The organism is Achromobacter semiaridum (assembly GCF_053543755.1).
The window spans coordinates 74,101-85,547 of record NZ_JBLVOL010000019.1 but is presented as its reverse complement, the minus strand read 5'-3'; the positions used below and the strand labels follow the sequence as shown (position 1 = coordinate 85,547).

The following is an 11,447-nucleotide window of genomic DNA, read 5'->3' as shown; positions in this document are numbered from 1 at the left end:
GCGCCCCCCCGCCAAACCTTGATAGCCCGGTACCGTCGCCGGATCACTATCCGACGGCGAACGCCTGCATGGTGCTAGGCGGCGGACGGAAATATGTCGTCGTTGTGGTTGCCGTCAGTGCCCAGCGCCGGCGCGGCGGGCGGCAGCCGTTTGTGCGCCGTTGCGTCGTATTGCTTCAGTATCGTCTGGCGGGCATCATCGCGCACCGGCCGGCCTTCCAGGAAATCGTCGATTTCGTCGTACGCGACCCCCAATGCCACTTCGTCCGGCAGGCCCGGCCGCAGGGATTCCAGGTCGGCGGTGGGCGCCTTGGTGATGAGCCTGGCGGGTGCGCCCAGCACCACGCCCAATGCGCGTACGCGCCGCTTGGTCAGACCGCGCAGCGGCAGCAGATCGGCCGCGCCATCGCCGTGCTTGGTGAAAAAGCCCATCAACGCTTCGGCCGCCTGGTCCGTGCCGATGACCAGGCAGTCCAGCGCGCCGGCAATCGCGTATTGCGCCACCATGCGCTGGCGCGCCTTGATGTTGCCGGCCACGAAGTCTTCCGCTGCCTTGTCGGTAAATACCAATCCCGCTGCCTCCAGCGCGTCACGCTGGGCGTCCACCGCCGGCTTGATGTCGACCTGCATCACGTGGTCCGCGCGAATGAAATCCAGCGCGCGCGCCGCGTCGCCTTCGTCGTGCTGCTCGCCGTAGGGCAAACGCACCGCCACGAAAAACGCGCGGCGGCCCTTCAGCCGCAGCCGCTCGGTGGCCAACTGCGCCATTCTCCCCGCCACCGTCGAATCCACGCCGCCGCTGATGCCCAGCACATAGCCGGATTTTCCGGTGTCTGATAAATAATTCTCCAGGAATGCGACCCGGCTTTCGAGCTCGCGAGCCGAGTCAAAGCCTTGTTGGACGCCGAGTTCACACGCAATGGCAGCCTGGCGGTCTTGCGTGTTGGTATTCCGAGCCATGATCAGGTCTCCCTCCACAGTTGCGAATGCCGCGGACCAGCGTCCGCCTTGTGCACCTGAGGGGCCATAGCAAGTACCGGACCCGCCCCGGATCGTGTGGGGGAAGCGTCCGTCGTCAGTGCAGTACGGGCGTATCGCAAACGACGGAGGGCGGTTGCGAACGACCCAGCCAACTTTCCACTTCAGTCTTCCAGCCGGCTTCCCAGGCTGCCACTTTTGCGCGCCATTCAGAGATGGGCTCGCCGGTGTGGCCGGGCATTTGTTGGGCCCGCAGGTAGGGGCAATCGAACAGGCTCCACCCGTTCCGGGCGGCCTGTGCACCCTGATTTTGGATGTCTTTTTCCATCTCGGAACCTTGATGTCTGTGTGAGCGCCGAGTATGAGCGCAGACCCTGGCAGCTGCAATAGTCTGGCAGCACTAGACGGCATAGCGTGGCGGGACCCCTGGGGCATCGGCCGGGAACGCTACGTGCTGGATGCTCATTGCCAGGCATCGCCGCCGTTCGGGCGGATCGGAGCTGAAATGAAAACGCCAAACCCGACTCAGCCGTCTTCGGACGAAGCTCAAGCACACGCTGCGCGCAAGTCCACTTCCGGCCGTGGGCCGTGGCGGCAGTTCGCAACCTTTATCGGAGCGCTTGTGGCGATTTTGCTCGTGGTATGGGCGGTAGCGATCTGGCTGCGATAGCGGCCATTCCTTCTGTGAGGTGGGCTTTATGGAAGTCACCAATGAATGGCTGCTGCGATGGCAAACCGCGGGCGGCGGCTATAACCAAAAGCAGCTGGCGCTGCTGGGCGTGCCGTGGCCGCCCAAGCGGGGGTGGAAGCACGACGTGCTGGATACCGAAATTCCCGATGATGTGGCGCGGGCGTTCCAGGTGCTGGCGGGCCACCGGAGTTCCGGGCAAGGGCAGGCCGGCGCTTGATGAGCGGCGCGGCAGGCGCCGGATGAGCGCCGCGCCCGGCCTATGAAGGGCGCCGCCCCCGCGACGCCCGCGTCCCCTGCTCAGCCCCCGCCGTCGCGCAGATGGCGCACGATGTCCAGCAGGTTGTCCAGCGACACCGGCTTGCTGATGTGCGCGGAATAGCCGGCTTGCAGCGCCTCGTTCATGTCTTCTTTCGAACCAAAGCCCGTCAGGGCGATGGCAGGCACCGCGCTGTCCGGATGCTCTTCGCGGATGGCGCGGATCAGTTCATAGCCGTCCATGTCGGCCATGCCGATATCGGACAGCAGCAGGTCGAACTGCCCTTGCGCGAACGCCTCCAGCGCCTCGCGGCCACTGCCCACGGCCGTGACGGACGCCTCTTCCATTTCGAGCAGCTCTCGCATGATGTGAAGAATGTCCTCGGAGTCGTCCACGATCAGCACTCTCAGGCCCTTGAGGGGGCTTTCTCCGGGTAGCGGCAGCTGGACTTCCTGTTGCTGCGTGCTGGCCAGTGCCATGCGCACGGTGAAGCGCGCGCCACGCCCATGGCCATCCGAGTGCGCCTGGATGGTGCCGCCGTGCGCCTTGACCAGTTCGCTGGCCACCGCCAGGCCGATACCCAAACCGGGGCTGGCCATATTGCGCTGGCGCAAGTCCGCCTGGCTGAACATGTCGAACACCTTGCCCAGGAACTGGGAGTCAATACCCTGACCGTTATCGATGACATCCAGCCGCAGGCGATCATCTTCCACGTCGAGCTTCAGCGTGACGGTGCCGCCCGGTGGGGTGAACTTGATGCCGTTGTTCAGCAGGTTCCAGATGATCTGCTCGACGCGCAACGGGTCCGCGTTCAGATGTATGGCGCGGCTGGCGTCGAACTCGCCGCGCAGCGTCAGGCCCGCCGTGCTGGCCACGGGGCCCAGCACTTCAAGAATGTTGGTGGCAATGGCGGTGATATCGAATGTCGATTGATTCAGACCCAGCTTGCCCGTGCGCACGCGCGACAGGTCAAGCAGGTCGTCGATGATGCGTGCCTGGCCCTTGACCGACCGCTGGATCAGGTCCGCCGAACGCGCTGCTGCCGGGTAATTACGCACGGCCGGGGTGCGCGCCAGCAATTCGGCATTCAGCTGGATCAGGTTCAGCGGATGCTTCAGCTCGTGCGACACCATGGCGAAGAATTCATCCTTCAGCACGTTGTCGGCGCGTGCGCGGTCCAGGCGCGACTCTTGTTCGGCGTCGCGTAGCTTCAGTTCCGTGACGTCGCGCACGATTTTTGCAAAGCCCTGATAGTGCGGATCGTCCATGCGGTTGACGCCGCCCGTGCAGAAGATCAGGCCGCCGTCCTTGCGCCGGTGCCAGCGTTCGTCGGGCGCATAGCCGATATGCCTGGCGCGCTCCAGTTCTTTCTGGGGGCGGCCAGCTTCGTTGTCGGCATCGGTGAAGATGATGGAAAACGATTTGCCGATGGCCTCTGCGCGGGTGTAGCCGAACATGGTCTCGGCGCCCACGTTCCAGTTGGTGATGATGCCGTTGTTGTCCAGCGTCAGGATGCCGAAGTCGCGCGCGCTTTCGGTCATCAGCTTCAGGTGCGCTTCGCCCAGGCGGACGCGGTCCTCGGCCTGGCGGCGGTCGGTGATGTCGATGAAGGTCAGCACCGCGCCTTCGATGCGATGTTCGGCGCTGCGGTAGGGCAGCAGCCTTGCCAGATACCAACGGCCGGCGTCGCTGCACACTTCGCGTTCGACCGCGCGCAGGGATTCGAACACGCCCGCCGCATCGCGCGCCATGTCGGGGTAGTCCAGCCGATGCGTGATGTCCAGCAGCGAGCGGCCCGCGTCGCTGGTGATGACGTTGAAAACGTCGGTAGCGCGCGGCGTGAACCACTGGATGTGCATCTTGCGGTCCACGAACAACGTGGCGATGTCGGTGGACGCAATCAAGTTCTGCAAGTCGTCATTGATCTTGGCCGTCTCGTCCACCTTGGACTTCAGTTCGGCGTTGACGGTGATGAGTTCTTCGTTGACCGACTGCAACTCTTCCTTGCCCGTTTCCAGTTCTTCGGTGGCCGAGCGCAGTTCTTCGTTGATGGCCTGCAACTCTTCGTTGGAGGCCTTGAGTTCCTCGGTGGAGGTCTCGGATTGCTCGATCGTGGATTGCAGCTGGTCCTTCGTGCCTTGCAGTTCCGCCTCCAGCTGCGTCAATACGGCCGATGTGCCGACCGTTGACGCGAGGCCTTCGGTGCTCATCACGTCTTCCACTTCGTCAAACAGCACCAGCATGTAGTCGTTGGACGTTTCTTCATGGCGAAACGGCCGCACCACCATGTTGACGTAGGTCTGGCGGTCTCCGATCTTCATCTTGACGCGACGCGCCTCGACGCTTTTACGCGTGTGCAGCGCCTGGAACATGGCCGTGCGCAGTTCGGTGCGCAATTCCGGATAGACCAGGGACGGCAGGTTGCGCGACGGCTCGCCGCCGCCATGGCGCAAGAACCGGCCCGCCCGCTCGGACATGTGCACGATGTCGCTTTCCGCGTCCACGATGACGCTGGGCGGCGCGTACATCTCCAGCGCGCGCTGGTGGACGTCGGCGTACGACACCTTGTTGTGGCGGTTGCGCGTCAGGGGCGCGGGGGCGTTGCTGGGGCGCTCGAACGCATGCGCGGCCGGCAACGCCGGCACGTTGCGCAACTGCGTGGGCGTTTCCTTGGCCACGTAGATACGGTTGCGCTTGTCCACCACCTGGAACAATCGCGGGCACGCATCCGCCGATTCCGAACTGCCCAGGAACAGGTATCCGCCCGGCTTGAGCGCAAAGTGGAACATGCGCAGCACGTCTTGCTGTACCTCGCGGTCCAGGTAGATCAGCAGATTGCGGCAGCTGACCAGATCCAGTTTGGAGAACGGCGGATCGCGCAGCACGTTATGCACGGCGAACAGCACGCGTTCGCGCACTTCTTTCTTGATTCGGTATTCGTGCTCTTGCCGGCTGAAATGGCCTTGCAGCAGGCTCGGCGGCACGTCCGCCTCGATCGCCATGGGATACGCGCCGGCGCGCCCGGTAGCCAGCGAGGCCTCGTCGATGTCGGTGGCGAACAGCTGGATCTTCTGGCTGTAATTGAGCGCGTCGGCGCGCGCGCTGAGCATGATCGCCAGCGAATACGCTTCTTCGCCCGTCGAGCAGCCAGCGACCCACACGCGCATCGGACTGCCGGGGTTTTTCTGATGCCGCTCAAACAGCTTGGCCAGCACGAAGTTGTCCAGCGACGTAAAAGCTTCCTTGTCGCGAAAAAACTGCGTCACGCCAATCAGCATGTCCGACAGCAACAGCGGCGTTTCATCCGTGCGCTCTTGCAACAGCTTGCCGTACGCGTTCAGCGTCGACACGCCGGTGACCTGCATGCGCCGTTCAATGCGCCGCAAGACCGTCGCGGTCTTGTAATGGCGAAAGTCGTGGCCGGTGCGCGCCCGCAGCAATGTCAGGATGTCGCGTAACGCGTTGCGGTCTTCCTTGTCGGGATCGGCTTCGTGCATGGCGTCGGCCGCCGATTCGGTGGTCTGCGCCAGCTGCGGGATGTGGATGGCCGCCATGTTGTCGGCAATCTGCTTGAGCCGCTCGGGCATGGCCGCAACCGGCAGGATGATGTCCACCATGCCCGTGGCGATGGCGTTGCGCGGCATGGCGTCGTGTTCGGCGTCTTCGGGCTGCTGCGCGAACGTGACGCCGCCCTGTTCCTTGATGCGCGCCAATCCTACAGACCCATCGGACCCGCCGCCCGTCAACACGATGCCGACCGCGCGCGTGGTGTGCACATCGGCCAGGGTGCGGAAGAACTCATCGATGGCGACACGCGTGCCTTGCGGTTGCCGCGAGGCCGACACGCTTAAATAGCCGTCGTTCATCGACAGCACCGAGGCCGGCGGTATGACGTAGACGTGGTTGCTCTGGATGCGCTGCGGGTGGGTCACCTGCACAACCGGCATGCGGGTCGTGGCTTGCAGGATCTTGTCCAGCACGCTTTCGTGGTCGGGCGACAAATGCACGATGACCACGTATGCCATGTTGGATTCGTGGTGGGTGTTCGAAAAGAAATCCTGTAGCGCGTCGATGCCCCCTGCCGAGGCGCCAAGGCCCACGACAGGAAAGTGCAAATCGCTAAGGGCAAGACCCGGCTTGTTGACCGGCGCTGAAGGGACATTGGACATAAAGGGGGAGGGCTCGCGATGGGCTGCGTTGCTAGGGATGATACAGCCGGACAAGGCCGTCGGGGGCGCCTGTGTCGGGTACGTGACTTGCTGCATGGCAGGCAGATTCCATTCCAGCCAGACTCCCCTCATGCCAGAAGCCTTCTCATCCGCCCAAGCGGCGCGCGCCCCCGCGAATTGCGCCGGTTCGCTGCTTGTCATTTCTCCGCACTTGGACGATGCGGTATTCAGTTGTGGCAGCCTGCTGGCCCGGCGCCCGGGCAGCATGGTCGTCACCGTGTTCACCGGCGCGCCGCAAGACGCCGCCGTGCTGACCGAGTGGGATCGCGCCTGCGGGTTCGGCAGCGCGGGCGAGGCGCTGCGCGCACGCCATGAAGAAAACCGCCGCGCCCTGGGCATGCTGCGTTGCGAGGGCCGTTCGCTGGACCTGCTGGATTGCCAATATGTGGACTGCCCGGATGCGGCCATGCCCCGGCTGACCGAGGCGCTGCTTAGCACGGTGCATGAGTTGGCGCCGGACGTGGTGGCGATACCCCTGGGCCTGTTCCATGGCGATCACATCCGGGTCAGCGACGCCGCGCTGCTGATCTGGGAAACCTGGCCCGGCATGTCGTGGTTCCTGTATGAAGACGCGCCGTATCGCGCCCAGCCAGGCATTGTGCAGCAACGCCTGGTCCAGTTGCACGCACGCGGCCTGGTGCTGACGCCGGCCGGTTTCGCGGCCGAGCCCGCCGACAAGGCAGACGCCATTGCCGCCTATGCCAGCCAGATCAAGGGGTTCAACGGCCTGCCCGAAGACCTGTCCCGGCCCGAACGCTATTGGCGCCTGTCCAGCAAAGGGGAGGGGCCGTGAGCGAAGAGCGCGTGTCCATTGTGGTGCTGACCCACAACCGGTGGCGGGAACTGCGGCGCACGCTTGAACGGCTGGACGCGTTCTGCCGGGGCTATCCCGTCATCGTGGTGGACAACGGGTCCACTGACGGTACGGCCGACCACTTGCAGCGGGACTTTCCGGCCGTGCTGCTGGTGCGCGTGGGCAAGAACCTGGGCGCGGCGGGGCGCAATCACGGCGTGGCCCAGGTCACCACGCCCTATGTCGCCTTTTGCGATGACGACACGTGCTGGGCGCCCGGCGCGCTGGAACGCGCGGCCGATCTGCTGGACGCGCATGCCGAGATTGCCGTGCTGAACGCTCGCATCCTGGTGGGTGCGGACGCGCGGCTGGATCCCGCCTGCGCGGCCATGGCGCAAAGCCCCTTGCCGGCGTTGGCGGGCATCGGGCCCGAGCTGATCGGCTTCATGGCCGGGGCGAACGTCATGCGCACCCGCTCCTTCATGGACGCGGGCGGGTACTGGGAACCATTTTTCATCGGCGGCGAAGAAACCTTGTTAAGCCTGGACATCATGGCTGACGGGGGCCGCATCGTTTACGCGCCCGACCTGGAGACGTACCACTGGCCGTCCAGATCGCGCGACGCGCCGTTGCGTCGGCGGATGCTGGCGCGCAACGCCTTGTGGACGGCCTGGCTGCGGCTGCCGGCGGGCATGGCGGCCCGGCGCAGCCTGGCCGTGCTGCGCGATTTGCCGGGGTGGCGCGAGCGCCTGCGCGCCTGCCGCGATGCGCTGGGCGGATGGGAACTGATCCGCGAGCACCGCCGCCGCCTGGACCCCGCCACCTGCGAAAAGCTCAATACCGTCTGGCAGACGGAAGCCGCGGGATGACGCGGGGCGGTTGGTGCTGGGGGCCGACCGATCGGCCTTGCGTCTCGACCACCGGGTCGCCTCGTTCCGAACGCCATCAATCATCTTTCCCATTGCAACCCGCCGCGTCCGCCGTGGACGCCGTCAACAGGAGGATCCGCATGAAAACCCTGGCACACACCCGCCACCGCGAGGCGGCTGAACAAGCCGTACAGTTGGCCATGCCGCTGCTGGAAGCGGCACGCGCCGATCGGCGCGTCGGCGAGAGCGGCTTTCTGCACGTGGTCGTCATGGACCCCCAGGCGCGGCCGGGCGACGTCGAATTCAAGTCGGCCATCCTGTACGAAAAAAGCATCGGCGACACGTCCAAGTGGGACGCGGACTACGGTGCCTATGCGCGCGCCAAGGCGCGCTTGAGCTGGCGCACCGGGCGCCCCAGCCACGAGGTGCTGGCGCTGCAACCGCATTTGGTCGAACAGGGCGACGTGCTGGTGTGGGGCAGCGCGGTGGTCGATGGCGTGGTGGTGGCGGTCAGCGGCGCCAACCCCTGGTTTGACGAAGCATTGTCCGGCGCCATCGCGCATCTGTTCAAAGCCTGCGTCCACGCCCAGGTGGACGCCCAAGTCAGCGCCTCCTGAGCCAGCGCCCAAGTCCGCGCCTGGATCCGCGCCTGGATCCGCGCCTGGATCCGCGCCCGAATAAGCGCCTGAATAAGCGCCTGAACAAGCGCGGCCTGATTTTTCCGCACCCCTTCCTGCCCCGGAACCGGTGCGCGCGGAACGGCATTTGCTGGCCCTGGCGCTCATCGTTTTGAGGGCCGGCCGCATGAAAGAAGCAGACGCCAGCGCGAATGATTTCGCCCGCAAGGAAGTCAACCGCACCATCTGGGCAGCGCTGTGGAAATATCGACGTCGCACGGGCGCGGCGGTGGCTCTGTTGGTGGCCGCCAAGCTGCTGATGGTGCTGGTGCCGGTCGTTCTGAAAACGATCGTGGACACGCTGAGCGCGCCGGGCCCGCTGATGCTGCCGGTGTTCCTGCTGCTGGCCTATGCATTGATCCGCTTTGGCGGCAGCGTCTTCACCGAACTGCGGGACGTGGTTTTCGTGAAGGTGGCCCAGCGCACCGTCGCCGACTTCACGGTGCGCGTGTTCGGGCAGCTGCAACAGCTGGGCACGCGTTTCCATGGCGCCCGCAATACCGGCGGCCTGGCGCGCGATGTCGAACGCGGCACGGCGGGCCTGGGATTTCTGCTGGGCACGGGCCTGTTCACACTGCTGCCCACGCTGGTCGAAATCGTTTCCGTGGTGCTGATTCTGGTGATGGGCTACAGCGCATGGTTCGCGCTGATCGTCACGGTGACGTTCGTGGCCTATTTTTCCTACACCACGGTGCTGGTCAGAAAGCGGGTCAAGTATCAACGCCGGTTGAACGAGCTGGATTCCCGGGCCAGCGGGCAGATGGTTGACAGCCTGCTGAATTACGAGGCGGTGAAACTCAACGCGAACGAAGCACTGGAATCGTCGCGCCTGAGCCGCATCCTGAACGAATGGACCGAGGTCGGCATCCGCAACCAGCGATCCTTGTCGCGGCTGCACGTGGGGCAGTCCGGCATCATCGCCTGCGGCGTGGCGGCGGTGATGCTGCTGGCGGGGCAGCAAGTGGTCACCGCGCAGATGACGGTGGGCGACCTGGTGCTGGTCAACGCCTACATCATCCAGATCTGCCTGCCGCTAAATACGCTGGGCCTGATATTCCGCCAGGCCAAGGAAGCGTTCGTGAACGCCGAGCGTGTGTGCGACCTGCTCCGGCATCCGCCGGAAACGGGGGATGACCCCAACCTGCCCGCCCTGGATCCGGGCGCGGGCGAAATCCGTTTCGAAGGCGTCAGCTTTGGCTACGACCCCGGCAGGCAGATCTTGTGGGACATCGATTTCACCGTGCCCGCGGGCACCACGCTGGCGGTGGTGGGCGGCAGCGGATCGGGCAAATCCACGCTGGCGCGCCTGCTGTTCCGCTTTTACGACCCGGATGCCGGGCGCGTCCTGATCAACGGGCAGGACCTGCGCACGGTCAACGTGCGCAGCCTGCGCCGCGCGCTGGGCATCGTGCCGCAAGACACGCTGCTGTTCAACGAGACCATCGCGTACAACATCGCCTACAGCCGGCCCGAGGCCACGCGCGATCAGGTCGTGCAAGCGGCGCGCGGCGCGCGGGTGCACGACTTTATCGAAAGCCTGCCCGACGGCTACGAGACGCCGGTGGGCGAGCGTGGCGTGATGCTGTCCGGCGGCGAACGGCAGCGCATCGCCATTGCGCGCGCCATCTTGAAAAACCCGTCCATCGTGGTGTTCGACGAAGCCACCTCGGCGCTCGACACACGCACCGAACGCGCCATCCAGAGCGAACTGGAACGCATCTCGCGCGGGCGCACCACGCTGATCATTGCGCACCGCCTGTCCACGATTGTTCACGCGCACAACATTCTGGTGCTGGACCGGGGCCGCGTGATCGAGCAAGGCCGTCATGAAGACCTGCTCAAGCGTCAGGGCATGTACGCGCAGATGTGGGCGCTGCAACGCCAGCAGTCCGCCTTGGAAGAAGCCATGGGCCGCGAAACGCGCCAGCCCGTGAACCTGGTGGCCGTGGTGGCGGGCGTGCTGGATGCCGCGCGCGAACTGGCGCAGGACAAGGGCGTGAACGTGTACACGACCATCGGCAGCGAGGCGGCGCGCATCACCGGCGACCCCAGTTCGTTGCAGCAGTTGGTGTGGGACATGTGCCTGCACGCCATTGCCGTCACCCCGTTGGGTGGGCGCATCGAGATTCGCCTGCAACGCGAAGGACAGATGACGCGGCTGGCGGTCACGGACGGCAGGACGTCGGTGGTGCCCCCGGAAGCGCCGGAGGCCGTGCCTGCTGACATTCCGCTGAACATGCCCGAGCCGCTGCGCGCGGCCGCCGCGTTGGATCCGGCACAGCTGGCGGCAGAAGTGCAGCGCCAGGGCGGTGCGTTCCACAGCACCGCGGGCCCTGCCGGCGGGCTGACCTATTGCGCTGACTTTCCGGTGCGCGCGGTGGAGGCGACCGCGTTGCGCGCCGATGTCGGCCTGCCCGATCTGCACGGCGCCACCGTGATGGTGGTGGACGACCAGCCGGAAGCGGGCGACATGGTGGCAGAGATCCTGCGGTCCAACGGCGCCGACGTTTCGCAATGCACGACGGGCCAGGAAGTGCTGAAGGCGTTCGCCGACCTGCCGCCCGAAAAATGGCCGCGCGTGCTGATCTGCGATCTGTCGCTGGGGGACATGGACGGCTACGAAGTCGTGGGCCGCATTCGCGACATGGAAGCCCGGCGCGGCGCGTCGCTGGCGCATCGGCTGCCGGCCATTGCGCTGTCGGGTCACGTCAGCCCCGAATACCGCTTGCGCAGCTTGCTGGCGGGCTTCCAGGTACATCTTGCCAAGCCCGTGGACCCCAATGAATTGCTGGCGACCGTGGGCGCAATGCTGCCGTCCGCCGCCGGCAAACGCGCGGGCGATCGCAGCGACACCTGAGCGTCCGATACGGCACTTCTTACCGTGCGTGTAAGAAGTGCCGTGTCAAAAAACCGAGCCTTGAATATCGATGCGTTGCATGGCCCCGGTGGCATGCG

General features: G+C 65.4%; 8 protein-coding genes. 5 read left to right on the top strand and 3 right to left on the bottom strand.

All coding sequences use genetic code 11. The features are described 5' to 3' along the window. Positions 1 to 74: 74 nt before the first annotated feature. Complete coding sequence (gene nadE / locus ACNPP0_RS06715; RefSeq protein WP_448705379.1) at positions 75 to 959, bottom strand: NAD(+) synthase; 885 nt, start codon at positions 957 to 959, stop codon at positions 75 to 77. 115 nt (positions 960 to 1,074) lie between these two features. Then, on the bottom strand, positions 1,075 to 1,305 hold the full coding sequence (locus tag ACNPP0_RS06710) for a CrpP-related protein (RefSeq protein WP_332611543.1): 231 nt from the start codon (positions 1,303 to 1,305) through the stop codon (positions 1,075 to 1,077). A gap of 370 nt (positions 1,306 to 1,675) precedes the next feature. Between ACNPP0_RS06710 and ACNPP0_RS06705 the strand changes: the two genes are divergently transcribed. Continuing rightward, the gene (locus tag ACNPP0_RS06705; protein ID WP_046807136.1) at positions 1,676 to 1,885 is read left to right on the top strand and encodes a hypothetical protein; all 210 of its coding nucleotides are present in this window, start codon (positions 1,676 to 1,678) and stop codon (positions 1,883 to 1,885) included. 80 nt (positions 1,886 to 1,965) lie between these two features. Here ACNPP0_RS06705 and ACNPP0_RS06700 read toward each other — a convergent pair whose 3' ends face one another. Further along, positions 1,966 to 6,093, bottom strand: a complete 4,128-nt coding sequence (locus ACNPP0_RS06700; RefSeq protein WP_448705378.1) for a CheR family methyltransferase — start codon at positions 6,091 to 6,093, stop codon at positions 1,966 to 1,968. 130 nt (positions 6,094 to 6,223) lie between these two features. On the opposite strand from ACNPP0_RS06700, the gene ACNPP0_RS06695 reads away from it, so the two are divergent. The 4 genes from ACNPP0_RS06695 to ACNPP0_RS06680 all read left to right on the top strand — a co-directional run bounded on the left by ACNPP0_RS06695 (position 6,224) and on the right by ACNPP0_RS06680 (position 11,349). Continuing rightward, positions 6,224 to 6,946: a PIG-L family deacetylase gene (locus ACNPP0_RS06695; RefSeq protein WP_448705377.1), complete on the top strand. Its 723-nt coding sequence runs from the start codon at positions 6,224 to 6,226 to the stop codon at positions 6,944 to 6,946. Beyond that, positions 6,943 to 7,815, top strand: coding sequence for a glycosyltransferase family 2 protein (locus tag ACNPP0_RS06690; protein WP_448705376.1), 873 nt, complete (start codon positions 6,943 to 6,945; stop codon positions 7,813 to 7,815). The genes ACNPP0_RS06695 and ACNPP0_RS06690 overlap by 4 nt, the downstream gene beginning before the upstream one ends. A gap of 140 nt (positions 7,816 to 7,955) precedes the next feature. Then, complete coding sequence (locus ACNPP0_RS06685; protein ID WP_332611549.1) at positions 7,956 to 8,432, top strand: hypothetical protein; 477 nt, start codon at positions 7,956 to 7,958, stop codon at positions 8,430 to 8,432. Positions 8,433 to 8,619: 187 nt separating this feature from the next. Next, positions 8,620 to 11,349 carry an ATP-binding cassette domain-containing protein gene (locus ACNPP0_RS06680; protein ID WP_448705375.1) on the top strand — a complete coding sequence of 910 codons (2,730 nt, stop codon included), beginning with the start codon at positions 8,620 to 8,622 and terminating at the stop codon, positions 11,347 to 11,349. The last annotated feature ends 98 nt before the right edge of the window (positions 11,350 to 11,447 follow it).

Excerpts from the sequence above, each read along its gene's own strand:
- nadE (WP_448705379.1), bottom strand. The coding sequence starts at position 959 with ATGGCTCGGAATACCAACACGCAAGACCGCCAGGCTGCCATTGCGTGT.
- ACNPP0_RS06710 (WP_332611543.1), bottom strand. The coding sequence starts at position 1,305 with ATGGAAAAAGACATCCAAAATCAGGGTGCACAGGCCGCCCGGAACGGG.
- ACNPP0_RS06705 (WP_046807136.1), top strand. The coding sequence starts at position 1,676 with ATGGAAGTCACCAATGAATGGCTGCTGCGATGGCAAACCGCGGGCGGC.
- ACNPP0_RS06700 (WP_448705378.1), bottom strand. The coding sequence starts at position 6,093 with ATGTCCAATGTCCCTTCAGCGCCGGTCAACAAGCCGGGTCTTGCCCTT.
- ACNPP0_RS06695 (WP_448705377.1), top strand. The coding sequence starts at position 6,224 with ATGCCAGAAGCCTTCTCATCCGCCCAAGCGGCGCGCGCCCCCGCGAAT.
- ACNPP0_RS06685 (WP_332611549.1), top strand. The coding sequence starts at position 7,956 with ATGAAAACCCTGGCACACACCCGCCACCGCGAGGCGGCTGAACAAGCC.
- ACNPP0_RS06680 (WP_448705375.1), top strand. The coding sequence starts at position 8,620 with ATGAAAGAAGCAGACGCCAGCGCGAATGATTTCGCCCGCAAGGAAGTC.